This is a genomic window from Pandoraea communis (genome assembly GCF_902459745.1).
Classification (GTDB): domain Bacteria; phylum Pseudomonadota; class Gammaproteobacteria; order Burkholderiales; family Burkholderiaceae; genus Pandoraea; species Pandoraea communis.
The window spans coordinates 1-25,792 of the sequence record NZ_CABPSJ010000005.1 but is presented as its reverse complement, the minus strand read 5'-3'; the positions used below and the strand labels follow the sequence as shown (position 1 = coordinate 25,792).

General features: G+C 63.7%; 24 protein-coding genes and 1 pseudogene. 18 read left to right on the top strand and 7 right to left on the bottom strand.

Annotated features, from left to right (window positions below; genetic code table 11):
• Positions 1–186: 186 nt before the first annotated feature.
• From PCO31110_RS18085 to PCO31110_RS18070, 3 genes are all read right to left on the bottom strand, one after another.
• The gene (locus tag PCO31110_RS18085; RefSeq protein ID WP_010808439.1) at positions 187–873 is read right to left on the bottom strand and encodes a (2Fe-2S)-binding protein; all 687 of its coding nucleotides are present in this window, start codon (positions 871–873) and stop codon (positions 187–189) included.
• On the bottom strand, positions 870–3,854 hold the full coding sequence (locus PCO31110_RS18075; protein ID WP_246189890.1) for a xanthine dehydrogenase family protein molybdopterin-binding subunit: 2,985 nt from the start codon (positions 3,852–3,854) through the stop codon (positions 870–872). The genes PCO31110_RS18085 and PCO31110_RS18075 overlap by 4 nt, the downstream gene beginning before the upstream one ends.
• 550 nt (positions 3,855–4,404) lie before the next feature.
• Complete coding sequence (locus PCO31110_RS18070) at positions 4,405–4,908, bottom strand: GNAT family N-acetyltransferase (protein WP_150691067.1); 504 nt, start codon at positions 4,906–4,908, stop codon at positions 4,405–4,407.
• A 90-nt stretch (positions 4,909–4,998) separates the two neighbouring features.
• Here PCO31110_RS18070 and PCO31110_RS18065 point away from each other — a divergent pair, with 90 nt between their 5' ends.
• Both PCO31110_RS18065 and PCO31110_RS18060 read left to right on the top strand, forming a co-directional pair.
• A complete protein-coding gene (locus PCO31110_RS18065) occupies positions 4,999–5,589 on the top strand; it encodes a helix-turn-helix domain-containing protein (RefSeq protein WP_010808436.1) in 591 nt (196 codons plus the stop codon).
• A complete protein-coding gene (locus PCO31110_RS18060; protein ID WP_150691221.1) occupies positions 5,589–6,140 on the top strand; it encodes a GNAT family N-acetyltransferase in 552 nt (183 codons plus the stop codon). Before PCO31110_RS18065 ends, PCO31110_RS18060 begins: the two co-directional genes overlap by 1 nt.
• A 27-nt stretch (positions 6,141–6,167) precedes the next feature.
• Here PCO31110_RS18060 and PCO31110_RS18055 read toward each other — a convergent pair whose 3' ends face one another.
• Positions 6,168–7,163: an alpha/beta fold hydrolase gene (locus tag PCO31110_RS18055; protein WP_246189904.1), complete on the bottom strand. Its 996-nt coding sequence runs from the start codon at positions 7,161–7,163 to the stop codon at positions 6,168–6,170.
• Between the two features lie 264 nt (positions 7,164–7,427).
• Positions 7,428–7,736 (bottom strand): DUF4148 domain-containing protein, encoded by a 309-nt coding sequence (locus tag PCO31110_RS18050; protein ID WP_010808433.1) that lies wholly within the window; start codon positions 7,734–7,736, stop codon positions 7,428–7,430.
• A 212-nt stretch (positions 7,737–7,948) separates the two neighbouring features.
• On the opposite strand from PCO31110_RS18050, the gene PCO31110_RS18045 reads away from it, so the two are divergent.
• On the top strand, positions 7,949–8,161 hold the full coding sequence (locus PCO31110_RS18045) for a hypothetical protein (RefSeq protein ID WP_144265743.1): 213 nt from the start codon (positions 7,949–7,951) through the stop codon (positions 8,159–8,161).
• A 348-nt stretch (positions 8,162–8,509) separates the two neighbouring features.
• A complete protein-coding gene (locus PCO31110_RS18040; RefSeq protein WP_081636210.1) occupies positions 8,510–9,238 on the top strand; it encodes a GntR family transcriptional regulator in 729 nt (242 codons plus the stop codon).
• A gap of 26 nt (positions 9,239–9,264) precedes the next feature.
• Here the strand turns inward: PCO31110_RS18040 and PCO31110_RS18035 are convergent, their stop codons facing one another.
• Complete coding sequence (locus tag PCO31110_RS18035) at positions 9,265–9,816, bottom strand: DUF4019 domain-containing protein (RefSeq protein ID WP_010808430.1); 552 nt, start codon at positions 9,814–9,816, stop codon at positions 9,265–9,267.
• A gap of 119 nt (positions 9,817–9,935) precedes the next feature.
• Between PCO31110_RS18035 and PCO31110_RS18030 the strand changes: the two genes are divergently transcribed.
• Positions 9,936–11,114: a GGDEF domain-containing protein gene (locus PCO31110_RS18030; RefSeq protein WP_036662041.1), complete on the top strand. Its 1,179-nt coding sequence runs from the start codon at positions 9,936–9,938 to the stop codon at positions 11,112–11,114.
• A 48-nt stretch (positions 11,115–11,162) separates the two neighbouring features.
• Here PCO31110_RS18030 and PCO31110_RS18025 read toward each other — a convergent pair whose 3' ends face one another.
• Positions 11,163–11,882 carry a glutathione S-transferase C-terminal domain-containing protein gene (locus PCO31110_RS18025; protein WP_150691065.1) on the bottom strand — a complete coding sequence of 240 codons (720 nt, stop codon included), beginning with the start codon at positions 11,880–11,882 and terminating at the stop codon, positions 11,163–11,165.
• Positions 11,883–12,028: 146 nt separating this feature from the next.
• On the opposite strand from PCO31110_RS18025, the gene PCO31110_RS18020 reads away from it, so the two are divergent.
• From PCO31110_RS18020 to PCO31110_RS25905, 13 genes and pseudogenes are all read left to right on the top strand, one after another.
• On the top strand, positions 12,029–12,598 hold the full coding sequence (locus tag PCO31110_RS18020; protein ID WP_150691064.1) for a DUF2471 family protein: 570 nt from the start codon (positions 12,029–12,031) through the stop codon (positions 12,596–12,598).
• The gene (locus PCO31110_RS18015) at positions 12,591–14,288 is read left to right on the top strand and encodes a 3'-5' exonuclease family protein (protein ID WP_246189889.1); all 1,698 of its coding nucleotides are present in this window, start codon (positions 12,591–12,593) and stop codon (positions 14,286–14,288) included. Before PCO31110_RS18020 ends, PCO31110_RS18015 begins: the two co-directional genes overlap by 8 nt.
• Positions 14,289–14,671: 383 nt before the next feature.
• Entirely contained in the window at positions 14,672–15,652 is a 981-nt protein-coding gene (locus PCO31110_RS18010; protein WP_010808425.1) for a LysR family transcriptional regulator, read from the top strand.
• Positions 15,649–17,142 carry a flavin-containing monooxygenase gene (locus PCO31110_RS18005; RefSeq protein ID WP_150691063.1) on the top strand — a complete coding sequence of 498 codons (1,494 nt, stop codon included), beginning with the start codon at positions 15,649–15,651 and terminating at the stop codon, positions 17,140–17,142. The genes PCO31110_RS18010 and PCO31110_RS18005 overlap by 4 nt, the downstream gene beginning before the upstream one ends.
• Positions 17,139–18,113, top strand: coding sequence for an ABC transporter permease (locus tag PCO31110_RS18000; RefSeq protein ID WP_010808423.1), 975 nt, complete (start codon positions 17,139–17,141; stop codon positions 18,111–18,113). Before PCO31110_RS18005 ends, PCO31110_RS18000 begins: the two co-directional genes overlap by 4 nt.
• On the top strand, positions 18,113–19,057 hold the full coding sequence (locus PCO31110_RS17995; RefSeq protein ID WP_150691062.1) for an ABC transporter permease: 945 nt from the start codon (positions 18,113–18,115) through the stop codon (positions 19,055–19,057). The genes PCO31110_RS18000 and PCO31110_RS17995 overlap by 1 nt, the downstream gene beginning before the upstream one ends.
• Positions 19,054–20,061 carry an ABC transporter ATP-binding protein gene (locus tag PCO31110_RS17990; protein WP_010808421.1) on the top strand — a complete coding sequence of 336 codons (1,008 nt, stop codon included), beginning with the start codon at positions 19,054–19,056 and terminating at the stop codon, positions 20,059–20,061. The genes PCO31110_RS17995 and PCO31110_RS17990 overlap by 4 nt, the downstream gene beginning before the upstream one ends.
• Positions 20,062–20,129: 68 nt before the next feature.
• Positions 20,130–21,128, top strand: coding sequence for an ABC transporter ATP-binding protein (locus PCO31110_RS17985; protein ID WP_036662088.1), 999 nt, complete (start codon positions 20,130–20,132; stop codon positions 21,126–21,128).
• An 80-nt stretch (positions 21,129–21,208) separates the two neighbouring features.
• A complete protein-coding gene (locus PCO31110_RS17980) occupies positions 21,209–22,777 on the top strand; it encodes an ABC transporter substrate-binding protein (protein WP_010808419.1) in 1,569 nt (522 codons plus the stop codon).
• Between the two features lie 16 nt (positions 22,778–22,793).
• Positions 22,794–24,140 carry an acyl-CoA thioesterase/bile acid-CoA:amino acid N-acyltransferase family protein gene (locus tag PCO31110_RS17975; protein WP_150691061.1) on the top strand — a complete coding sequence of 449 codons (1,347 nt, stop codon included), beginning with the start codon at positions 22,794–22,796 and terminating at the stop codon, positions 24,138–24,140.
• A complete protein-coding gene (locus tag PCO31110_RS17970; protein ID WP_010808417.1) occupies positions 24,137–24,673 on the top strand; it encodes a CMD domain-containing protein in 537 nt (178 codons plus the stop codon). Before PCO31110_RS17975 ends, PCO31110_RS17970 begins: the two co-directional genes overlap by 4 nt.
• On the top strand, positions 24,670–25,269 hold the full coding sequence (locus PCO31110_RS17965) for a peroxidase-related enzyme (RefSeq protein ID WP_010808416.1): 600 nt from the start codon (positions 24,670–24,672) through the stop codon (positions 25,267–25,269). The genes PCO31110_RS17970 and PCO31110_RS17965 overlap by 4 nt, the downstream gene beginning before the upstream one ends.
• A gap of 41 nt (positions 25,270–25,310) precedes the next feature.
• Positions 25,311–25,792: pseudogene (locus PCO31110_RS25905) on the top strand (hypothetical protein); the annotation flags it as partial.

Sequence of the window (25,792 nt, the reverse complement as noted above, 5' to 3'; positions counted from 1 at the left end):
GCGCTCGTGACCAGCGACGGTACCATCGACGTCTTCGGTTTAGGCGGCTGTGCGGGCTCGGGAGGCTTGGGCGCCGTCGAGTCGTTGCAGGCGGCAATCAGCAGCACAACGGCAACGCATGCCGCACGTGCACTCCATCGGGTGACGCGATTCAGGCGCATGGCATATCCCTTCATTTCGCGTCCTTCATTTGGCATCCTTGATGCATCCGGGCGTGCGGAGAACGACGTCGCGCACGGCTTCGTAGTAGCGCACGTAGCCCGTACAACGGCAGATCTGATCGTTGAGCCCCGCCGTGATCGCGGCTTCGAGATCCGCGCGGGCGACCGGATTACGCTTGAGTCCCTCGATGAGCACCGTCGCCGCGTTCACGAAGCCCGGCGTGCAGTAGCCGCACTGAAAGCTGAAGTGATCGAGAAACGCCTGTTGAATCGGTGCGAGCGTGAGCTTGCCGTCGGTGCCGGGCACCGCATGACCCTCCACGGTGCGCACGGTCTTGCCGTCGAAATAGTTCGCCCCGGTAATGCAGGTGCGTACCGTCTCGCTGCTGCCGTCGGCATGATCGACGATCACCACGCATGCGTGACAGATGCCCTGCCCGCACCCCAGACGCGAGCCCGTCAGGCCAAGGGTCTCGTGCAGGAAGTCGATCATCATCAGGCCCGCCGGCACGTCCATCGGCCCGTGCGATATGCCGTTGACCTTCACGGTCACAGGCAGTGTTTCCCACGGCTTTTTGCCGTTCGCCGGTGCTGCCGGTGCGCTCGCGGGCGCCGGGGCCGATGCAGCGCTCGCGCCGCTCACATCTTGTACCGCCCCCGTCGTCGCCGTGGCGTCCGACGCGGCCAGCGGTGCGCTCGAAACGTCTGTCATGCCAGTACCTCCTGGATCTTCTCCGGCGTCACCGGCAAATCCGTAAATCGATGGCCAATCGCATGTGCGAGGCCGTTCACAATCGCACCCACCACGGGGATCATCACCACTTCAGCGATGCCCTTGGGCACATCGGTCTCGGAAATCGGCGGCAACACCTCTCCCGTTTGCGTCCACACCGCGACGTCGACCGCGCGCGGCAAGTGATAACGGTTGAAATTCCACGTACCGTTGCCCGGACCGTCTTCATACAGCGGCAAATACTCATGCAATGCATGGCCTATGCCCATCGCGAGACCACCCTGCAATTGGCCCGAGACGAGTTGCGGCGAAATCTGGTTGCCGCATTCCATGATGGAATGGTGCGTGAGCAACTCGACCTTGCCGCTTGCCTCATGCACCGACAATTCGACGAGCGTGCCCACGGCGCTGTAGTAGGTCACCGCAGCGTTGTTACGCTGCACCGGCGGGTAATACACGCGCTTGCGGTCGATCGTGCGGTAACCGGTGCCCGGTGTCGGCGCCGCAACCTGCATGCCCGCGCTTCCCGCATTGAGTGACGGTGCGCCTTTTGCGCCCTTGCCCGCTGCGGCGTCGGCCGATGATGCCGCGGCCCCCGATTTCGCCTGTGCGTTGCCGCTGCTGCGATGGGCCGCCTTGGCTGCGGGCGTTGGTGTGAGCGGCGTTGGTGCGGCAGGGGCAGCGTTCGTGCCGCCCTTGCCGAAGCGCAGCGCAATGCCGTCGACGGGCAGGCGCTGCGTCACACCGTCGCCCAGATCCCAATCGGCTTCGGCCCACTGCCAGCGATTGAAAACATGCACCGTCGCGCCCGTCACCAGTCCCAGTTCGTGTGCAGTCTTGGCGAGCATGGGTAACGGCAGCGCTTCGAGTCCTGCGGCCGAGAGCTTGCCCTCGACCCAGCGCGCGTCTTCCGCACGCACCACGAGCGGTGCCGCCTGGCCGCCGCCGAGTCCGCGACGCCAGATCGAGAGCGCCGCCGGCCACAGTCCTTGCAGGAACAACAACCGTGCGGCCTCGCGCGTGCTGTGCGTGAAATAGAAAGCGGAGTTCGTCGCGCTCGATGGCGACGCATACCCCGGCGACCATCGCGGATTGGCGGCGAGCTTGTCCTGATCGGCCTGCGACATCAGATACGGATCACCGCTCGTCACGACCGGCAGTTCCGGCCAGTCGGTGATCGCGATGTGCACATCCGTCGCGGGCATGCCGAGCCACTTTGCCACTGCAACCGCCTGCGATGTCGAGGTGCCCGTGCCGATCTCGGCCGCCGTGTGATGCAACGAGATCTTGCCGGTCTCGTCGATCTCCACCCGCGCGAACGAGGTCTCAGCGCCAGTGCCGAAGTCCTTTTGCACGCAGGCAAACCCCACACCGTAGCGACGCCCCGGATGCGCGGCTTCGTACTCTGCCTTCTTCTTGTCCCGCTGCGTCCACAGCGGGTGCGCCTTGGCGCGGGCGAGCACTTCGTCCACCCGCACGGCCCCTGCCGGAATGGCGCCCTGCGTGTTCTTCATGCCCGAGCGCAGCGCGTTCTTGAGACGAAAGTCGATTGCGTCGACACCGAGTTGCGCCGCCATCTCGTCGATCATCATTTCGGTGGCGGCCATCGACTGCAACGTACCGTAACCGCGCGCCGAGCCTGCGTCGATCGCACGCGAGGCAATCGCCACGCTCGCCAGATCGCTCTGCGGGAAGTAGTAGATCGATTGCGCCGCCGTTGCCCCGACCATCGCCACAGAGGGCGAGAAGTTCATTCGCCCGCCGCCGTTGCATTCCATATCGGCAGCGAACGCCTGAAGCAAGCCACTTTCCCTGTCGACGCCGATGCGATAACGCATGGTGAACGCGTGCCGCTTGAGCGACGTCTGGAACTGTTCGTAGCGATCGTTGGCCAGCCGCACGGGCAAGCCATCGCCGTACAACGCCGCGGCCAGACCGTAGAACGGCATGTTGTAGTGGTCCTTCGAGCCGTAGCCTACCGTGTAGCACGGGTAGACGATCAGGCGCTTGACCGGGAAATGGCCCTTGGCTGCCATCGCTGCCGCGTTCTCGGCAACTTCCGATGGCGATTGCGTGGGCACCACCATGTGCAACGTCTGCGTGGCCGCGTCGTACCAGCAGTTGGCGTTATCGGGCTCGAGCGCCGCCGTGTCGACTGACTGCGTGCGGTACTCACGCGACATCACCAGCCAGTTCGCGGGCGGGTGCGCGAGCGACTCGCCGATCTTGCCCGCATAGGCCATGCCTTGCTCATCGAGCTTGCCGTGGTCGTTGCCGTCGGGCCAGACGGGCAGATGCTTGCGCATCATGCTCGGGAAGATCGGCGCGTCCTTCAGACTTGAATAGACGTCATCGTCGTACGCCGTTTTGCCCCCGACGCGCACGTAACGGAAACTACCCCACGGATCGCGCTCGAGCGGGCCGGTCACGTCGCCGTAGCGAATGATCTCGTTGTGGAACTTGAGCTTGTCCTTGGCGAAACGAAAACGCGCAAAGTCCCGATAAATCAGGATCGCCACCGCATGCCCGAGATAGGCAGGTGTCTTGCCCGCCGGCAGCAACATGTCCTCGCCGTAGAACTCGGGGAAAGCCACACCGTCGCGCGCGAGATCGTCGGCGCTCACCACTCGATCCGGTTGCAGGCCGTCGTCCAGACGCGAGAGATCGAAGCCGAGGTATGGACGGTCGGCGAGCGTCGTGCGCAGGATAAAAGCGTGCGCTTGCTGCGCAGGCCACCCCGGCATGTCGCGCGAACGCACGTCGCGCGCGAAGATCTTGGCGCCGGTGACTTTGGCAGTGCCATCGATGCGGAATTTGGCTTGTCCCTTCGCGGCGTCCCACGCGACAGGCGTGAGGTTCTTGTCCTCGAACAGCGCAGCGAACGCGCGGCTGCCCAACGGTGCGATGTACACCGAAATGCCCGCAACGACCGAAGCCTTGAGAAACCCGCGACGCGACATGGCCAAGCCGGGCGCGGCATCGGGACTCTGCGAGGGTCGGGAAATCGGAAGGAATTCGGCAGCGGCATCAGGACGAGCGTCATCGCTCGACACCGCAGGTGGACAGTGTTTTCTTGGCAGGCGCGGCATAAGCGTTCCGTCCGTCTTGTTTTGGGGGGATGAATCACGATCACAAAGCTCGCGAACCGCAAAACAGCACTGCAACGCTCACGGGGCCGCGTCGTCGGACTTCACGCCGTCGACCCACGATGCATGTTCACAATGCGTGACATTCACCTGCCGTGATGCGCTCGTGAAGTTCTATACGAACACGCTTCATGAGTGACATCGGACGTGCCAAGGCTACACGTCGACTCCAGGAATGACAAGGTTGGTCATGCCGCACTGCGTGAGAACGTGCGCAACATGTCACGCATGGCGCACTACGCAGCGAGCAAGCGCGGGCGATATTCGAACGGCGTGATGTTGCCTATGCCCGATGAGAAATGCCGCTATATCTCACGAGACATAGCGGCATCGGATTTATTGTGCGGCGCGTGTTTTCACACGTTCATTCGATACGCAATTCCATGCACGTGAGGTCGAGCCAGCGGCCGAATTTCGTCCCGACTTCGTTGAACGTGCCGACCATGCGGAAGCCGAGTTTTTCGTGCAGACGAATCGACGGCGCATTCTGCGCTTCGATGCTCGCGATCATCACGTGAATGCCGAGCGCGCGCGCGCGTTCGATGAGTTCGCACATCAGCGTTTCGCCAATGCCGCCGCCGCGCGAGTGCTTGTCCACATAAATCGAATGCTCGACGGTATGGCGATAGCCATCGAAGGCGCGCCAGTCACCGAACGACGCGTACCCCGCAACCTTGCCGCCGCACTCGGCCACGATCACGGGAAACCCTCGCGCCACACGCGCCGCCAACCACTCGCGTCGATTGTCGACGTCGACCAGCCCCTCGTTCCAGATGGCGGTCGTGTACTCGACGGCGTCGTTGTAGATGTCGCGAATGGCGCTGAGATCGGCGTCGGCGGCGTCGCGAACAATGAGCGAGGAAGTCATTTGGGGGTTCCGCAAGCAAAAAGCCGTGAATGGCGGCATGAACAATGCCATCTATTTTACTAGAAATATATTTCCAGTAAAATAGATGGCATGGATATCAACGAACGCATCGCCCGCCGTGTGCGCGATCTGCGCAGCGAGCGGGGCTATTCCCTCGACACACTCGCAGAGCGCAGCGGGGTGAGCCGCTCGAGCATCTCGCTCATCGAGCGCGCGCAGACCAGCCCGACGGCCAACGTGCTCGACAAGCTTGCCACCGCGCTCGATGTCACGCTCGCCTCGTTGTTCGACGGGCACGCGCGGGACGACGCACCGCCCTCACCTCTGGCTCGCCGCGCCGACCAGCCAGTGTGGACGGACCCCGACTCGGGCTACGTAAGACGCAATCTTTCGCCGGCACAACCTTCACCACTGCAATTCGTCGAGGTGCAGTTCCCGGCCGGCGAGCGGGTCGCCTATGACACCGGCACGCGAGACAACGAAGTCTGGCAACAAATCTGGGTGATCGACGGCACCATCGAAATCACCCTGGGCACCGCCACGTGGCGGCTCGATACGGGCGATTGTCTCGCAATGCGGCTCGATCAACCGATCGGTTTTCATAACCCTGCGTCAGTGACCGCACGTTATCTCGTCGGACTCGTGACGCTGCCGTTTGTCGCGGCAAGGAGAACATCGTGATGTCCGCTTCGTCGTCCATTGCCCTGCAACGACTTGACGGCACGCAAGCGCTTGCGGCCATCGACACACTTGCCGACGTGCTGATCGATTGCGTGGAAGGCGGCGCGTCGGTAAGCTTCATGCTGCCGCTCACGCGCGAGCGCGCCGCAGCGTTCTGGCGCAAGGTGGCCGACGGCGTGGCGCGTGGCGAACGCGCGTTACTCGTTGCTCGCCGTCGCACCCCCGGCACGGCGGGCGATGGCGAGATCGTCGGCACGGTGCAACTGATTCTCGACCTGCCCGAGAACCAGCCGCATCGCGCAGATGTCGCAAAGATGCTCGTCCATCGCGCCGCACGGCGTCAGGGGGTGGCACAGCAGTTGATGGCAGCCATCGACGATGTCGCACGCGATGAAGGCCGTGACGTGCTGGTGCTCGACACCGTGACGGGCGGCGACGCCGAACGGCTTTACCAGCGCAGCGGCTGGCAACGCGCGGGCGACGTGCCGAAATTCGCACTCATGCCCGACGGCGCGTTCTGTGCCACAACGTTCTATTACAAGCACCTCTGACGCGTCGCCGGAACGGCCTGCGATCTATTAATGCAGCGCCGTCAGACCGCTTAGCAACGCTTTGTGGAACGTCGTGGGGTCCTGCATCTGCGGCGCGTGGCCCAGTTCGGGGAACGCCACGAGCGTAGCGCCGGGAATTGCCGCCTGTGTCGCCCTGGCGAGCACGGGGTAGTGCCCGAGACGCGCCTGCACTTCCGGTGGCGAAAAGTCCTTGCCGATGGCCGTGGTGTCTTTGTCACCGATGAGCAGCAGCGTCGGCACGCGAATCTGTCCCAACTCGTACACCACCGGCTGCGTGTAGATCATGTCGTAGAGCAGCGCCGAGTTCCACGCAACGATGCGTTTGCCCTGGCCTCGATACATCCCGGCCAGCATCTGCACCCACGGCTCGTAACGATCGCTCCATTGACCGGCGTAGTACGTCGCCTGCTCATAACGGCGAATGCCCGCCGCAGTCGTGCGCAGCTCACGGTCGTACCACTCGTCCACGGTCTTCGACGGCACGCCCAACGCCTTCCAGTCTTCAAGACCGATCGGATTGACGAGCACGAGTTGTTGCGTCTCGCCGGGATACATCAGCGCATAGCGCGCGGCCAGCATCCCGCCCGTCGAGTGTCCCACGATGGTCGCCGTCTTGATACCGAGCGAAGCCAGTAGCGCATGCGTATTGTTCGCGAGTTGCTGGAAGCTGTACTGATATTGCGCCGGTTTGCTCGACTTGCAGAATCCGATCTGATCCGGGGCGATCACACGATAGCCCGCCCCGGCCAGGGTATCGATGGTCTCTTGCCACGTGGCGGCGCAAAAGTTCTTGCCGTGCAACAGCACAACGGTTCGCCCGTTGGCCTGCGCAGGTTTCACGTCGAGATACGCCATATGCAGCGGCAAACGCTGCGAGGTGAAGTCGAATCGATTGACCGGATATGGATAGTCGAAGCCCTGCAACTCGGGGCCATAGGCCGGACCGGCGTTGCTCTGGGCGGTTTCCGATACTGTGTCGGCGGCGCGCACAGGCGCGGCCATCAGGGCAGCGCTCAGAAACACGAGGCAGGTGAGACGGGCCAGAGCACCTGCGTGCAGCGTCGCAGCGGCTCGATGCGACACGCGGTGCATGCGTTGGCTAAGCGATGACGTCATGAAAGAGAGGCGCGCCGTAGCACGCGAAGTGGCACAAAGCAGAATGGGATTGTGCCACGCGGCCCGCATACGCGAACGCCACGCAAAAAGCCCGCCCGGGGCGCTGCGGCACCCTGAATATCCGGGGCTGCCGCGCGTGCCGTGTGAGACTTAGTTACCGAAGTAGGTCGTGCCGGCACGTTGCAGGCCGCCGACCGAGCCAGCCACCACCGATGCTGCCGGCGCTGCCGGTTGTGCGCTGGGCGTCGCCTTCGGATAGACGGTATCGTGTTGAACCACGAGACCTGCCTTCTGCGCCTGGATCAAGTCCTCACGCACCTGGGCGCGGGTGAGCGCGCTGGTTTGGGGCACCCACGAGAATTCCGACGGGCCATCGAAAGCATCGCTGGCAAAGGCCGAACCGGCCGACACGGCCAGCATGGCTGAAATCAGGGCAGAGGTAATAAGAGTGCGCTTCATGGTCTTTCTCCTGTCTTATTGAAGGGGGGCGATGCTTAACTCATCGTCGACAGTTACAGTCTATTGATTCGTAATTTGACAATAAACACGAATATTTATAATCAATAATTTCTTATTTAGAAATAATTGGACGTGAAGGGGGGCGAATGCGATTTCACGTCCATCACACCCATCTCCATCCCGGCGCACGATTGACGGCACACGACGGGCCGATGGCCTCGACAGATGATGTGGTTCTGGAATTCAGCGATGGGGCGGGCAGCGTCGGGCAATATCAGTCTTTCGCCGACGGCTCGCTGATACTGGATGTTGCGCCGTACCGAACGGTCGCGGGTGCGCAGCTACCGGCCAAGCGCTGGCGACTCAGGCTCACCGGCGAACGCGACATCTGGTGTGTCGAAAAGAAACTCGACGCCGGCCAATAACCATTTCATTGAAGTGGTTATTAAGGTCCACTGCTTCATATCTTCATTAACTCTCCCAAGCTTTCCACGACGCATGTTTCGGTACCCGCAACGCTAAGGCCTCGAGTGCCCGCATGACATGTGAGTAAGCGCGAACGCCGCTGCGGTGGGCGTTATGGTACTTTTTTCACGCACTTCAAACGTACGTATAAGCAAGCACTCGCTTCGGAAGCCGAAAGAATTGCGCGAAATCTGATGTCATTGATGCATCCCACGCATGAGTGCCACAACATTGACGCTCCCAGAATGGTTTTGAAGGCGCGGAAAGAAACTCGGTAAAATCCGCTGCGGCGTGGGGGTGCCCGCTGAATGCGGCCCGTGCCCGAGATGCCAGGCACGGCTGCGGCATCTCGCCGAAGTACACGGCGCGCGCGCCGCTCAATGGAAGACATGCATCAGATGAAAGCGCCCAGCAACCTGATTACTGGAGAAGTGCGGACCCGGATCCGCAGCATGATTCTTACCTCGGAACTCAGGCCGGGGCAGCGCCTCATCGAAGACGATCTGATTCAGCGGCTTGGCGTTGGACGTACCCCCGTGCGTGAGGCCTTGCTCATCTTGCAAGGCGAGGGCTTCATCGCCCGCAATCGTGGCTGGGAAGTTCAGGGGGTCGACCACCTGCAAGTGCACGCGATCTTCGAGAGTCGTGCGGCCATCGAGGCCGAAACGGCGCGACTCGCCGCGCGCAAAATCACGCCCGAAGCCTGCGACGCCCTGGCCGCGCTCATCGATCAGATGGAGCCGGGTGGTCATTTACCGCGTCTGGCCCTCAATCGCCTGAACACGGAATTTCACGATCTGATCGTGAAGGCAGCCGATAACATCGTGCTGGCGCAGTTTCACGATCGGACGCAGTTCTATTACTGGGCGTTGCGCATCCCCGTCATGTTCTCCGACGAACAACTGAGCGCCACCAACGCCCAGCACCGTGAATTGCTCGCCGCCCTGCGAGCCCATGACGACGAACGGGCAGCGCAGATCGCGCGAGCCCATGTCGAGACGACGATGGACATCGTCGAGCCCGCCCTGCCGCGCTGAAGAAGCGCCTGCGGGCACTCGCCGCCTCAGCGCACCAGATAGCCGGCTACCCGCCAGCGGCTATCGATGCCCAAGACCATCGTCACCATTTCATGGGCGTCGGCCTTGCGCTCAAAGACCGTGTCGTACTGAATCACCACATACTCGCCTTCCGGCTGCCCCGGAATGGTGCGCGTAAATACGGCGTCCTTCGTCTTGCGCGACTTCACCTTCCCCAGCGGCGAACGCGCTGTGCTCAGACTTTGCGCCCAGTCCTCGGCCGAGATGGCGCGTTGGAACGCCGGCGCGGCCTGCTCCCAGCTTTGCAGCCCACGATTAAGATCCGTGAGTCCAAGCCAGAGGTTGGCGGCTTCAAGCGCCGGGCGCACGTCGCGGTTGATATCGGCCGCCGGTGCGGTCGCACCGCTTGCAGGAACCGAGAAAAGCGGCGGCTGTGCCCTGCGGCGCTCCATTGGCTCCTGCTGCGCCTGCACCGGCAGGGCACTCAGGCTGCCGGCCACACTCGCGGTCAACGCCAGGATGTGCAACAGACGGAAACGGCGGGCACGATGCGGCGCGAAAGACTGGGTCGTCAACATTGACGCAAACTCCTTGAAACGAAAAAGACTAACCCGCTCATTCTACTGGCGTGTAACGCGCGCAGCCGCGTACATTACAATGCACAACACATGCTCGTTCCCCCCCGTTGGTCATCGCCATGTTGACGACGTCTTTGCTCGCGATCACCTCCCTGCTCAGCTTCATGATGTTGCTGATCGTGGGTTCCCTTCTACGTTCGCGCGTGGCAGGCATACGTGAATGGTGCCTCGCCAACGTGGCGGTACTTATCGCCCTGCCGCTGTTCGCCCTGCGCGGCGTCGTGCCCGACTTCCTGTCGATTCCCGTTGCTAATATCGCCCTCGCCGGCGGTCTGCTGTCTTACTACGCCGGGTGTGCCCGTTTTCTCGGTCAGCCGACGCATTGGCGCGTGCTGGGCGCGTCACTGGGTGTTCTCGCCACCGCGATCCTGTTCTGGTTCTACGGCACGGACAATCCGCAAATGCGCGTGATCTTCGTCTCCGCCTATCACACGACGATGCTGCTGGCCATCGCCCAGCTCATTGCACGGCACATCCCGCCGCGCCGCCATCCCTATAACTATTGGCTGACGGCGGGCCTTGCAACGGTGTTCGCCATCGGACATGCCGTGCGCGGCGCGGTCTTCGGCCTGACGCCGGCCCCCGGTCCGGAACTGTTCGCACCGACGGCATTCAACGCCGCGATGCTCACGATCGGCTCAATCGTCATGCCCGCCATGACGATGGGCGCGGTCATGATGATTCACGATGCCATGCTCGCGACCGCCGAAGAGGCCGCCAACCGCGACTATCTGACCGGCGCGCTCTCACGCAAGCATTTCGACCTGCTGGCGCGTCAGGAAATGGCACGCGCCCTGGCGCGCAGTCTGCCGCTGTCGATCGTGGTCATCGATCTCGATCACTTCAAGCAGATCAACGACACGCACGGCCACGCCGGCGGCGACACGGTGCTGCGCGAATTCGTGAAGCTCGTGCGTGACGTCCTGCGCGAGGGCGACATCTTCGGGCGATTGGGCGGAGAGGAATTCGCGGTGTTGCTGCCGGGCACGGACACGCCTGGCGCCATCCGCATTGCCGAGCGGCTGCGCACACAGGCGAGCCGTCATCTGGTGGCCGGCCCGTTCGGCGTGTGTCATTACACGTTGAGTGGCGGCGTGGCGACGTGGCACGCACATGAAAGCCTCGAAGCGCTGTGCATGCGGGCCGACCGCGCCCTGTATGCCGCGAAGATCTCCGGACGCAACCTCGTGCTCTCCGACGTTCTCTCCAGCGACGAGACGGCGCCCGAGGCGGGCTGAGTCGGCGCGGCCTGCCTCACCGCATCACCGCATCGCATCCGCCGCCGCTCAGGCGCGCGAGCCGTCGCCCGCATCGCCGAAGAACTCATGGCGCATGCGCACCACGTACGCGCTCAGATTCGGATGGTTCTCGATCTCGTCGCGCAATGTCATCCGGAAGTCCGGCGACATGGCGCTTGCGATGAATCCGAAGGCCGTTGCATCGGCACCGCATGGCGCCGGCCCGAAAAAGTACGGTTTGTCGCCCAGCAATTGGGCCGCGGCCTGCGTGCCGCGCTTGAGCAGTTGGGCTTGCTCCTGCTGCGTATAACGACCCGTCCCCTGCCCGTGCAACGTGTTTCTGACCTTGCGACGGATGAACGCCTGCGCGAGGGGACGCACCGGCCAGGGAATCGCCTTGAAGAACGACGCGGGACCTTTGGCGAAGTTCTCGTCGTCGCACCAGCGCGCCTGCACCACGTGCCAATAGAAGTGATCCTCCAGCGCCTTCTCGAACATCCACGCGGCACCTCGTTGCTCAGGCGTGAGACCCGCGTCGAAATCGAACCCGTACTTGCGTTCGATGTGCAGCCGGATCAGCGTCGAGTCCGCCACGATCTCGCCGTTGTCATCGATATAGGGCAGCTTTCCCTTAGGTGCCCGCCGAAAGCCGCCGCGATTCGTCTGATACGGCAGCCCGGCGAGCTTGAGCAGCATTTCCGCTTTGACCACGAACGGGCTGGCGTCCGGCAGCCCGAATGCCGGGCCGAAGGTGTACAGGGTCAACATCGAGGGCAGGCTCCTGCGCAATAGGAATGGAATGGCGCAGAGTATTACATGCGACGATGACGGCGACCCCGGTAATCGGACAGGGTTACCTCACTCGCGAACTGTGATTTTATACAGTATTATGTTCCTCAATCGAGGAATGTCATATGGAAACCATCGACTGGGATCAACTGGCACTGAGCGCCGCCGAGCGGGACCTTGCCGGTATCGTGCGCGAAATCGCCGCGCGTTATGCGCAACAGGGCCAGAGCATCACGGAAGTGTCGCCGCCCGCCGCTCTCGCGGCGGAACGCTCGGGCAGGTCGAACGCCCCTGGCGAATTGAGCGAAACCGCACCGGCACTGGCGCTGGACTGGCGCACGCTCGTGGCCATTGCCGATGAAGCGGAGGCCGATATCGGGCTGCACGCGCGCCATGAGCCGTGGGTCCTGGCGCGACTGCTGCGCCTGCCCGGCGACGAGGCCTTGCGCCGCGACGGCACACTGCCGCCGCTCGATGCGCCCGTCGATCTGCACTGGCCGGATGCGCCGGCCCCCGCCGTGTTCCGTGCCATCGCCGCCGCGTTCGCCGATGACGGCTGGACGATGCCGCATCGTTCGCGGCGCAGCCATCGGCACGGCCCATCGCAGCACGGCCCCATGGTTCGAACGGTCCGGCGTGTGCGGCCTGACAGCCACCGGAAATTCAAAGATCAACGAGGTTCACGAAGTGCCTGAATTCGCCGTCGAGGACGCCAACGCGCAAGCCATCCCCGAGGTCACGGACCCGGATGTACTCGCCCGCTCCCTGCCTGCGCCGATGGTCTTCGTCGATCTGGAGACGACCGGCGGCAACGCGCTCGAAGACCGCATCACGGAGATCGGCGTGGTCGAAGTCGGCCCGCACGGCGTTGAACAGTGGAGCACGCTGCTCGACCCGGCCGAACCGATTCCGCCATTCATCCAGCAGTTGACGGGGATCACCAACGAGATGGTGCGCGGCCAGCCGTCGTTCGAAACGCTGGCCCAAGGGCTGGCGGAACGTCTGCACGGCAAACTGTTCGTCGCCCACAATGCGCGCTTCGACTACGGTTTTCTCAAGAACGAGTTCCGGCGTGCCGGCATCGGCTTTCAGGCTGACGTGCTTTGCACGGTGCGTCTGTCGCGTCTGCTCTTCCCCTCGGCGGCCCGTCACGGGCTCGATGCACTGATTGCCCGCTTCGGCCTCTCTCCGCTGGGCCGCCACCGCGCGCTCGCCGACGCCGATCTGCTCTGGCAGTTCTGGCAGAAACTCCACACGATTTACGCGCCCGATCTGATCGGACAAGCGGTGCAGCGTGTGACCAAACGATCGAGCCAACCGCCGCAGTTGCCGGACGAAGCGATCGACGCACTGCCAGACAGTCCCGGCGTTTATCTCTTCTACGGCGAAGGCGACACACTGCTTTACGTCGGCAAGAGTGTCGATATCCGCTCACGCGTGCGGTCGCATTTTTCCAGCGATCACCAAGTCGCGAAGGACCTGCGCATCTCGCAGGAAATCCGGCGCGTGGAGGCACGCCAAACGTTGGGGGAACTTGGCGCATTGCTGCTTGAGTCGCAATTGGTCAAGCAACTGCAGCCGGTGCATAACCGTCTGTTGCGTCGTGCGTCGAACCTCTACAGTTGGCAACTCACAGCGCACAGCGATACGCCGCAGCTCGTGAGCGCAAAGGCAGTCGACTTCGCCAGTGCCGAGTCGTTGTATGGCACCTTCTCCTCGCGTGTCAGCGCGCAGAGTGCGCTGCGGGCGCTGGCCGACGAACATCGTCTGTGCTGCGCGCAACTCGGGCTGGAGAACATTCCGGCCGGGCGCCCATGTTTCGGGTATCAGGTCAAACGATGTGACGGCGTGTGCGTCGGCGACGTGCCGCTCGCCGTGCATACCGAGCGGGTTCGCGAAGCCCTCACGACGCTGCAACTCGACACCTGGCCCTACGACGGCCCCATCGCCATTGAAGAGCATGGCGCAGGGAATCGCGCCACCGAAGTCGAATACCACGTCATCGATCGTTGGCAGTATCTCGGCAGCGTGGCGTCGCGTGAGGCATTGGACGCTCTGGTTGACAGCATGCCCGCCGTGACGGGCTTCGATCCCGACATCTATCGTCTGCTGGGCCGGCGTCTCGCCACCTCCCGGCAAGGCACCGATCCGGCCGCGCTCGACACCGCCACAGCGCAGTCGCCGGACGAAGCGCCGGTGCCGATACCCGCACGCCGCCAGCATGCGCCGCTGGTCGTTCTGCCACTGAGCCGTCCGGCGTTTCGCCTGAGCCCGGTCGCCCCGCCGGAAAGCGCCCCCAAGAAACGCAGCGCCGCATTGTTGCGCCGCCGCCAACCGCGTCCCGAAGACCCGGCGCAATTTCGTCTGCCGTTCGACGCGCATTAAGCCTGCGGAGGCGCTCGCGTGAGCGCGATTCCCCCCCACCTGCATCGCCCCTCCTCGATGCAGTACCCCGCGCCACGCCCCCGCCAGCAACAGCCAGCGCTGTCCCGCTCGAAGGCTTCGGCTTCGCCCCTCTTTCATGCAACGCGATGCACTCGCGGTGCCCTCAATTTATTTCTCCCCGGCGTCCACCTAGGCAAAACCCTCCTTTCCACACCACGGAATGAGCATATAAATATTAAGTATTTGCAAGACGCATGCTAAAGGTCAAAGAATACGCAATCCGAATACAAAAGGCATTGCGACATTGGCGACTTCGGCGTCGTCGATGACGGGGTGCCGGCGCGTGGGGTACGCGCCGGCACCCCGTCCCCACACAGAGCCAGATGGAATTACGCCAACTCGAAGCCTTCGCAGCGGTCATGTCGACCGGCAGCATCACTGCTGCCGGGCGTCTGCTCGGGCGCTCGCAGCCTGCCATTACGCGGATGATTCAGGAGCTGGAGGCCGAAATCGGCTACGCCTTGTTTGCTCGCAGCGGTCCACGTGTCACGCCGACCGAGCAAGGCTTTCTGCTCTTCGAGGACGTCGAGCATGTGCTCGCCGGCTTGCAGCAGATCCGCGCCCGTGCCGACGAAATCGCGCGCGGCCAGACCCGTCCATTGCATATTGCCGCCACGTCGGCACTTGCCGCCGGCCTCGTGCCCGCCGCCCTCGCTCTGCCGGGACTCGCTCGTGACAGTGTCCAGATTCAAATGCGCAGCACATCGCCCGAGCAGGTCGTGCATGCCGTACTCACGGGGGCGGCAGATATCGGCGTCACCAGTCTGCCGCTTGAACATCGCGGCATTGTCGTGCACTGGATCGGCGAGGCCGCCTGTGTCGCCGCCGTGCGCAGCGACGACCCGCTGGCCAGTCACGACCGCCTGCCGCTCGCCGCATGTGCGGGGCGCCGCATCATCACCATGCAGAACCCGTACCGGTTGCGCCGCCGTCTCGATCAGGCGTTCGTGCAAGCGGGTGTCGCCCCCGTCGGGCTCATCGAGACCAACGCGTCGATCAATGCAATGACGGCGGTTCGCGCCGGACTCGGCGTCGCTGTGCTCGAGCCGGTCACCGCCTACGGCCTGCCGCTCGCCGACGTTGCCGTGCGCCCGATCGACGCCGACATTCCTTTCTTCTTCGGCGTCATCACCCGTGACGCGCGCGAGCCGTCGCCCGCCGCACTCGCACTCGTCAGCGCACTTGCCGACGCCGCGCGCCACCTGCTGCCCGATTTCGTGCAGCGTGCCGCCACCGAACACGCTCAAGTCTTGCAGTCGCTCTATGGCGACTTGCCCGCTCCCAAGGAAGCTCTGTCGTCATGACCCAGTCCCCGACACCCGCCACCGGCCTGCCCGCGCTCGAAGCGCGCCTGCGTCAGGATCTCGCCTGGCTCGAACTGCCCGCCAAGCACTGGGTGCCCGAGCGCACGCACAACGGCCAGCCCGTGCTCGACGTCGCCATCATCGGCGGCGGCATGGCCGGTCTTGCCGCCGCCGCGTCGCTCACGCGTCTCGGCGTGGGCGCCGTGATCTTCGATCAATCGCCGCGCGGCTTCGAAGGCCCGTGGGCCACCACCGCGCGCATGGAAACCCTGCGCTCGCCCAAGCAACTCACCGGCCCGGCGCTCGGCCTTCCCGCGCTCACCTTCCGCGCATGGTTCGAAGCCCAGTTCGGGCTCGAAGCGTGGGACGCCCTCGACAAGATTCCCCGCCTGCAATGGATGGATTACCTGCGCTGGTATCGCGACGTGCTCGCCATCGACGTGCGTAACGACCATCGGATCACTGCCGTGACGCCCCAAGGCCGCGACGGTCTCGTTGCGCTGTCGCTTACATCGCCCGCCGGGGAACACACGATCTATGCACGTCATGTGGTGCTCGCCACCGGTCGCGATGGCCTGGGCGGGCCGACCGTACCGGCGTTCGCCCGCGAATTGCCACGTCGCTTCTGGGCGCATTCGTCCGACGTGATGGACTACGCAACGCTGCGCGGCAAGCGCGTAGGCGTGATCGGCGCAGGGGCGTCCGCCATGGATAGCGCCGCCACGGCCCTCGAAGCCGGTGCGGCCAGCGTCGACCTGCTCATTCGCCGCGCCGATATTCCGCGTATCAACAAGGGCAAGGGCGCCGGCAATCCGGGCCTCACGCACGGTCACATCAACCTGCCCGACGAATGGAAGTGGCGCATCCGTCACTACGTCAACGTGCAACAGGTGCCGCCGCCGCGCGGCAGCACGCTGCGCGTTTCGCGTCATGAGAACGCACGCTTCAACCTCGGTGCGCCGATCCTCGACGTCACCCCGGTCGGTGACGAACTGCATGTTCGCACCGCAAAGGGCACGTTCGTGCTCGACTTCCTCGTCTTCGCGACCGGCTTTCGCATCGATATCGAAGGACGTCCGGAATTCGCCGCGTTCTCGAAGTTCGTGCGCAAGTGGAGCGACCGTTACTCACCCGCCGCAGGGGATGAAGACGTTGAACTGTCCGATTCGCCCGACCTTGGCCCGACCTTCGAATTCCTGGAGAAGACGCCCGGCGATTGCCCCGGACTGGAGCGCATCCATTGCTTCTGCGCACCCGCTACGCTATCGCACGGCGCGGTCTCAGGCGATATCCCGGCGGTGAGCGAAGGCGCAAAACGTCTGGCACAAGGGCTGGCGGGCACGTTCTACCGTGAAGACGTCGCGCATCACTACACGAACATGGAGGCATACGCCGAACCGGAAGTCTATGGCGACGAGTGGACACCGGCACCGCCGCCCCCTGCACTCGACAGCGAGACCGCCACGAAGGGCGAGGAGCGCATCGCATGACCGCCTGGATTCTGCGCCGCGCGCTACAAGCGGTCTTCGTGGTCTGGCTGATGACACTGATCGTGTTCGTCGGTCTGCACGCGATCGGCAACCCCGTCGACATCCTGATCGGTCAGGACGTCGATCAGGTCGACCGTGCGCGCATCATCGCGCAACTCGGCCTCGACCAGCCGTTGTGGCGTCAATACCTGTCGTTCCTCGGCGGCGCGCTGCACGGCGAGCTGGGCAACAGCTTCGTCTATAACGTGCCGGCCATTCAGTTGATTCTGCAACGCCTGCCCGCCACGCTTGAGCTGGCCTTCGCCGCACTCATCCTGGCGGTGTTCATCGGCATTCCGCTGGGTCTCTTCGCGGGCCTTTACCCGCGCAACCCGATCTCGAAGCTGCTGATGACCGGCAGCATCGTCGGCTTCTCGCTGCCGACGTTCTGGGTCGGCCTCATGCTCATCATGTTCTTCTCGGTGCATCTGGGCGTGCTGCCCGCGAGCGGCCGGGGCGAAACGGTACGCGTGTTCGGCGTTGAGTGGTCGTTTCTGACCATTGACGGGCTGCGTCACCTGATCCTGCCCGCGCTCAATCTGGCGCTGTTCAAGATCTCGCTGGTGCTGCGTCTGACGCGTGCCGGCGTGTCGGAAGTACTGCCGCAAGACTTCGTGAAGTTCGCCCGCGCCAAGGGACTGTCACCACTGCGCGTGGTGCTCGTCCATGTGCTGCGCAATACGCTGATTCCGCTCGTGACAGTGCTTGGCCTGGAGTTCGGCTCGACGATCGCGTTCGCCGTGGTGACGGAGAGCGTATTCTCGTGGCCCGGCGCCGGCAAACTCATTCTCGACAGCATCAACTCGCTCGACCGCCCCGTGATCGTGGCGTATCTCATCGTCGTGGTGTGCCTGTTCGTGTCGCTCAACCTGATCGTGGACGTGCTCTACAAATGGCTCGATCCGCGTGTGCGCGTGGAGGCCGCCGCCTGATGTCGCCCAATCTGTCTCCCAACGGCACCCCCGCCGCGGCGCTCGCGCCCGAGCCGGTGCCCATGCGTCACGAATCGCCCTGGCAGCAGGGCCTGCGCGAATTCGTCCGCTCGAAGAGCGCCGTGCTTGGCCTCGCCGTGCTCGTCGTGCTGATCGTCGCCGCCATCACCGCCCCGTGGATCACGCCGCAGAATCCGTATGACCTGATGCAGCTCGACGTGATGGATGCGCGCCTGCCGCCTGCCACGGCCAACGGTGCCGCCACGTACACGTACTGGCTCGGCACCGACGGTCAGGGCCGCGACCTGCTCTCCGGCATCATCTACGGGCTGCGTATCAGTCTGGGCGTCGGTGTCGGCTCTGCACTCATCGCCGGCATTCTCGGCACGATTCTCGGGCTGATCGCTGCCTACGCCGGTGGGCGCGTCGACGCCGCCATCATGCGTCTGGTCGATCTGCTGCTGTCGTTCCCGTCGATTCTCGTGGCGCTGATGATCCTCGCTTACGTGGGCAAGGGCATCGGCAACGTGGTGCTCACCCTCGTCGTGCTCGAGTGGGCGTATTTCGCCCGCACGGCACGCGGGCAGGCGCTCGTGGAATCGCGGCGCGAGTATGTGGAAGCCGCACGCTGCCAAGCCATTCCGAACTGGCGCATCGTACTCGGTCATATCCTGCCGAATTGCCTGCCGCCGCTGATCGTCGTGGGCTCGTTGCAAGTCGCCCGCGCCATCACGCTCGAAGCCACGCTGTCGTTCCTTGGCCTGGGCGTACCGGTGACGGAGCCGTCGCTCGGCCTGCTCATCGCCAACGGTTATCAGACGATGCTCTCCGGCGAATACTGGATCAGTCTGTATCCGGGTCTCGCGCTGCTCGTCACGGTCGTCGCCATCAATCTCGTGGGCGACCGCCTGCGCGATGTGTTCAATCCAAGGTTGCAGAAATGAGCGGCGCAGTGTCTCCCACGTCTCCCCTCACGTTGGAAGTGCGCCATCTGCGCACGCAATTCATCACGCGCGCCGGCACGCTGCCCGCCGTGGACGACGTGTCGTTCTCGCTGCCGCCGGGCCACATCATGGGCCTCGTCGGTGAGTCGGGATCGGGCAAGTCGGTGACCGGCTTCTCGATCATGGGGCTGGTCGATGCGCCGGGCCGAATCGTCGGCGGTGAAGTGCTGTTTCAAGGCCGCGACCTCACGAAGATGTCGCCCGCCGAGTTGCGTCACCTGCAAGGCAATCGCATCGCGATGATCTTTCAGGACCCGATGATGACGCTCAACCCGGTGTTGCGCGTCGACGTGCAAATGATCGAGGCCGTGCGCGCGCACCAGCGCGTGTCGAAGGCACAGGCGCGTGATCTCGCGCGCGACACGCTCGGCATGATGGGCATTCCGAGCCCCGACGAGCGTCTGCGCGCCTATCCGCATCAGCTCTCCGGCGGCATGCGCCAGCGCGTGGCGATCGCTATCGCCATGCTGCACCGTCCCGATCTGATCATTGCCGACGAGCCGACCACCGCGCTCGACGTCACGATTCAGGCGCAGATCCTCTCAGAGGTACAGAAGCTCGCGCGTCAGCACGGCACGGCGCTCATCTGGATCACCCACGATCTGTCGGTCGTGGCCGGTCTGGCCGATACGCTCGCCGTGATGTACGCGGGACGCATCGTCGAACAAGGTACCGTCGACGCCGTGCTCGACGCTCCGCAACACCCCTACACGTCGGGCCTCATCGGCAGCCTGCCCAGTCTGAACAAACGCGGCCAGCGCCTGCGCCAGATTCCCGGCATGACGCCGAATCTGCTCGCCATGCCGGCCGGATGCGCGTTCGCGTCGCGGTGCGCGTACGCGAGTGCTGCCTGTGCCGTGCGCCCCGAGATGACGCAGACGTCGCCGGGCCGCCTCGTGCGCTGCTTCCACCCGGGCGCCGCGTTGCAAAAGGAGATGGTATGAACACGCCGCTGACGCAAAGCCAGCCTGTCAGCGCCGGCCACGGCAAATCGAATACTCCGAGCGCCACGCTGCCCGCGCCCATCGTGGCGTTGCGCGGCGTGAGCAAGCGCTTTGGCGACCGGCGCGTCGGTCCCGCCGGACGCCTGCTCGAACGCGCCGGTCTCGCACATCCGCCCGCCGTGGTGCGCGCGGTCGATCACGTCGATCTCGTCGTCAAGCCGGGCGAGGTCGTGGGTCTCGTGGGCGAATCGGGCTGCGGAAAATCCACACTCGGGCGCATGCTTGCAGGTTTGCTCAAGCCGTCGTCCGGAGAGGTGCAGATTCACGGACGTCCGGCCGAGTCGTTGTCCGCGCAAGAGCAACGCGATGCGCGTCTGAAGATCCAGATGATCTTTCAGGATCCGTACTCGAGCCTGAATCCGCGCTTGCGCGTCGACCGTATCGTCGGCGAGGGGGCACTCGTGCATGGTCTGACCGATCGCGCAGGCTTCGACGACTACGTGAGCGCTCAGTTGCAGCGCGCGGGGCTCGATCCGGCGCTGCGCCATCGATACCCGCACCAGTTCAGCGGCGGACAGCGCCAGCGCATCGGCATCGCCCGGGCATTGGCCGTCTCGCCCGATCTGCTGGTGTGCGACGAAGCGGTCGCGGCACTCGACGTCTCGATTCAGGCGCAGATTCTCAATCTGTTCATGGATCTGCGTGAACAACTGCATCTGACGTATGTGTTCATCAGCCATGACCTCGGCGTGGTCGAGCACCTGTCCGATCGCGTGGTCATCATGTATCTCGGCCGCATTGTCGAGAGTGCACCGGTCGAGGAGGTCTTCCGTCGTCCGAATCATCCGTACACACAGGCGCTGCTTGCCGAGATTCCGCGCATCGACGTGCGTCACAAGACGTTCTCCGCCATTCGCGGCGAGATCCCGAGCCCGATAGCGCCGCCGGGCGGTTGCCACTTCCATCCGCGATGTCCGCACGCCATGCCGCGTTGCCGCACGGAGGTGCCGACGCTTCGCGGCGTGGCCATCAATCATGTGAGTGCGTGTCACCTGAATGACATCTGATATATCCGCAGACGCCGCCGTCGATACTCGCGGTTGCGCCCGCCTCTTCTCTTCATCATCAACGACCAGGATTGCCGATAATGAAACGCTTCTTGTTGTCCTCGCTGGCTGCTGCACTGCTCGTGACGAGCGCGGCGGCTTCCGCCCAGACACTGCGCATCGCCTTTGCCGACCCGCTTTCGTCGCTCGATCCGCAACTGAACAACCACGCCGGTGACCGCTCGGTCGACCTGCATTTCTGGGATCTGCTCGTCGAGAACAAGTGGAACAAGCTGCAACCGGGGCTTGCCGTGTCGTGGAAAGCCCTCGACGCCAAGACCTGGGAATTCAAGCTGCGCCCGAACGTGAAGTGGCATGACGGCCAGCCGTTCACCGCCGCAGACGTCATCTATTCGTATCAGCGCGCACGTAACGTGCCGGGCAGCGTGGCCACCTTTGCGGGCTACCTGCGCACCATCGACACGATGAGCGCGCCGGACCCGCTCACGCTCGTCGTCAAGACCAAGATCCCGAACCCGGATCTGCCGCTCAATCTCGCCTCGGTGCACATCGTGAGCAAACACGTTGGCGAGAAGTCGAACACCGACGACTACAACGCCGGACGCGCCATGGTCGGCACGGGCCCGTTCAAATACGTCTCGTACACGCCGGGCGACCGCGTGGAGATGGTGCGTAACGACAATTACTGGGCGGGCAAGTCCGAGTGGGAAAAGGTCGATTACCGCTACATCAACAACGGTGCCGCGCGCACGGCGGCACTACTGGCCGGCGATGTGGATGTGATCGACAAGGTGTCGGCCTCGGACATTCCGCGTCTGAAGAAGGCGCCGAACGTGACGGTGTTTCCGTACCCTGGGCTGCGCGTGATGCTGCTGCAACCGACCTTCCGTGAAGGGTCGAATCAGTACATCACCGATAACGCCGGCAAGCCGCTCGCGAAGAATCCGCTGCTCGACGTGCGCGTGCGCCGTGCGCTCTCGCTCGCCATCAACCGCGAGGCGATCGTCACGCGCATCATGCAAGGCACGGCCAGCGTGGCCAACCAATGGATGCCGAAGGACACATTCGGCTATAACCCCGACGTCAAGGACATTCCGTTCGACGCCGCGCAAGCGAAGAAGCTGCTCGCCGAAGCCGGTTTCCCGGAAGGCTTCAAGCTGACGATGCATGTGCCGAACGACCGCTATCCGCAAGGTCCGGAGACCGCACAGGCCGTGGCGCAATTCTGGACGCGCATCGGTGTGAAGACGCAAGTGGAAGTGGTGCCTTGGGCCGTGTACTCAGGTCGCGCGAACAAGAACGAATACGCCATGTCGATGCTCGCGTGGGGTAACGGTACGGGCGAAGCCAGCTACGCGCTGGTGAACGTGCTGGCGACGGTAGATGCCAAGAAGGGGCTCGGTGCCTCGAACTGGGGTCACTACAGCAATCCGGCCATCGACAAGGCACTCGACGCATCGACCGCCGAGTTCGACGAAGGCAAGCGTGAAGCGATTCTGCGTCAGTCGGTCAAGGTCGAGACGGACGACGTCGGCACGATTCCGCTGTATCACTACCAGAACATCTGGGCCGCGCGTAAGGGCCTGAAGGTCACGCCGTTCACGAGCGATCGCACCGTTGCGATGCAAGTGACCAAGGCCGCCAAGTGAGCCGGCCCGCCGCGTTATGACGTCATCGCTCACTCTCACGGCAACCCCTGCCGACGCGCTGATCGACGTGCCGCGCCACCTCGTGGTGCGCGGCGCGGCGCCCGGCGCCCATGTAACACTCACCGCCCACACCGCGCGCGCGGGTGGCGTGGTCTGGCATGCCGAAGCCACTTTCGTGGCCGACGCAGACGGCGTTGTCGACGCGTCGCGCGACGCGCCGGTCAGCGGCAGTTATCAAGGCGTATCGGCGATGGGCCTCATCTGGTCGCAGGTACCGGAAGACGGCAAGAGTCGCGACGTATTTCCGCAGCCCGTCATGGCGCCGCTCGTGACGACGGTGGTCGCTCAGGCGGGTCATTCGGCGGGACAGGACGAAGATAACGTCGCGATGTCGTCTTCCGTGTCCTTCACGCAGCGACTCGCCGTCGAGGGTGTGACGCGACGCGAGGTGCGCGAAGACGGACTCGTCGGCACGCTGTACCTGCCGCCCGGCGACGGCCCGCATCCGGCCGTGATGATCCTCAACGGGTCGGGCGGCGGCATCAACGAGCCGCGCGCGGCGCTGTATGCGTCGCACGGTTATGCCGCTTTTGCGCTCGGGTACTTCAAGGGACCGGGGCTGCCCGACTACATCTCCAATACGCCGCTGGAGTACTTCGCGAAGGGCATGGACTGGCTGCGCCGCACGGTGAAGCCAGCGCATGACTTCGTGGCGCTCTCGGGGCAATCGCGCGGCGGCGAGTTGGTGCTGCTGCTCGGCGCCACCTTCCCCGACGCCGTCTCGGCCGTCATCGGCTATGTGCCCAGTGCGCTGATTCATAGTGCGCAAAACGCCTGCGATCCGGCCATCGGACGCGAGGGTCCGACCTGGCTGCTCGATGGTAAGCCGTTGCCGCACATCTGGGAGAACAACCGGACAGCCTCGTGGGCACCGTTCGACGAAGGTCCGCCCCCGCATCGACATGCCAAGGCGATGCTCACCGCACTGGACGACCCCGAAGCCGTCGAGCGCGCGCGCATCTCCGTGGAGAAGATCCGCGGCCCGGTCATGCTGCTTTCTGCGGAAGACGATGGCTCGTGGCCATCGAGCCGTTATTCGCGGATGGTGACGGAGCGGCTCGCCGCGCACGCGCATCCGTACCCGGTCGAGCATCTCGATTTCGACGATGCGGGACACGCCATCGTATTCCCGTATGTGCCCACGACGCAGCTCGTCTACGCGCATCCGGTCTCCGGAAAGATCAGCACCGGTGGCGGCGAGCCGTGCGCGAATGCCCTCGCAGATGAGCGTTCATGGACGGCTGTGCAGGCATTCCTCGCGCAGGCTGTGGCCGAGCGCGCCCAATCACAAGGACAATCATGACCGCCAATACTCAATACGACATCGCTAACGATCTCGTCGATCGCGTCGCCGGTCTGACACCCGGCACTGCCATGCATACGTTGCGTCACGCTCGCGACAAAGTCGCAGTGGCTACGCAAGGCAGCTACGAAGGGCTGTTTGATCCAGCACTCGAGGGTATATCGCTCGTCGAGCGTCTGCTCGTCGCGCTGTACGCGAGCCGTCTGACGCCTTCGCCGTCGCTCGTGGCTCACTATCGCGCCGAGTTGGCCAGGCACGCAGTCGACGCCACGCAGTTGAGCGCCGTCGAATCCGGTCAACTGGACGATGTGACGGACACGCGTCTGCGCGCGATCCTGACGTTCACACGTACGCTCATCGAGAATCCGGTGGCGGGAGACAAGGCGGCTTTGCAGAAGCTGCCGGCAGCCGGGCTCACGACGCCCGCTGTCGTCGCGCTGGCTCAACTCATTGCATTCCTGTCGTATCAGACGCGTCTGGTCGCGGGTCTGCAGGCCCTCAAACAACTCGCGCCGCAGGAGACGACAGCATGAGCGACATCATCCGTTCCCATGGGTTTACCAACGAGTCGCTCGACTGGGATGCGTGGCTCGACGTCGTGGAACTCGATAAGGCCACGCCCGAACAGGTGGCGGTGCTGGAGGAGAGTCATCCGAAGGCAAAGACATCGGATTACTACCTCTTCCTCGTTCATCAGCCCGAGATTCTTCGTCAACGTTCTGCAGCGTTCAACGCCATCATGTACGCACCGGGTGGTATGCCGCGTGCCGAGCGTGAGCTGTCGACGACGGTCGTCTCACGTATCAATGGCTGCGTGTATTGCGCATCGGTGCACGCACAGCGCTTCGAGCAATTGGCGAAGCGCAACGACGTCATCCGCGAAGTCTTCGACGAGCCGCGCACTGCGGGTACGACTGACCGGGAGAAGGCCATCTCCCAGTTCTCGATTGCGTTGACGGAAAAGCCCGGCGACGTGCGCCCGGAGCAGTTGCAGGCACTGCGTGATGCAGGACTGACTGACGCCGAGATCCTGGACTTGATTCACTCCATCGCGATCTTCGCGTGGGCGAACCGTCTGATGCTCAATCTCGGTGAGCCGGTGTTCCCGGAAGCGGCATCTGTGGCCTGAAGCCGAGTCGATGGGACACACTGACATGTTTTGGACATGTCTTGCTCGTCCCCATGCAATGCCAAAGAAAAAGCGCTGCCCAACCGGGCAGCGCTTTTTTGTTGAGTGAGTGGTATAGGCTGGAGCCCTTCGGCTCGTTCTGTACGGGCATCAACAAGGCCACCCGTGATGACGTCCACCATTTCACCATCCGCGCGATTACGTCTGAAGACATCCCGTCATGGTGCACGCTCAGGCATTGTCTTTGGCCTCAGGCGACGGCAGACGAGCATGAACGCAAGATTGCGGAAATGCTTTCGGTACCGGAACGTTATGTGGCGTTCATGGCATTTTCGAAGACGAAGACATCACTTGGCTTCGTCTTAGGGCGTAAGCATCGCCGGCGTCGCACGCAAGGGTACAGCAGGCCAAGTGTGAGCACAAAGCAAAAACCCCTTGCTACGCGTTGTAGCAAGGGGTTTTTAGGGGAGCCTGACGATTACCTACTTTCACACGGGTATCCGCACTATCATCGGCGTGGAGT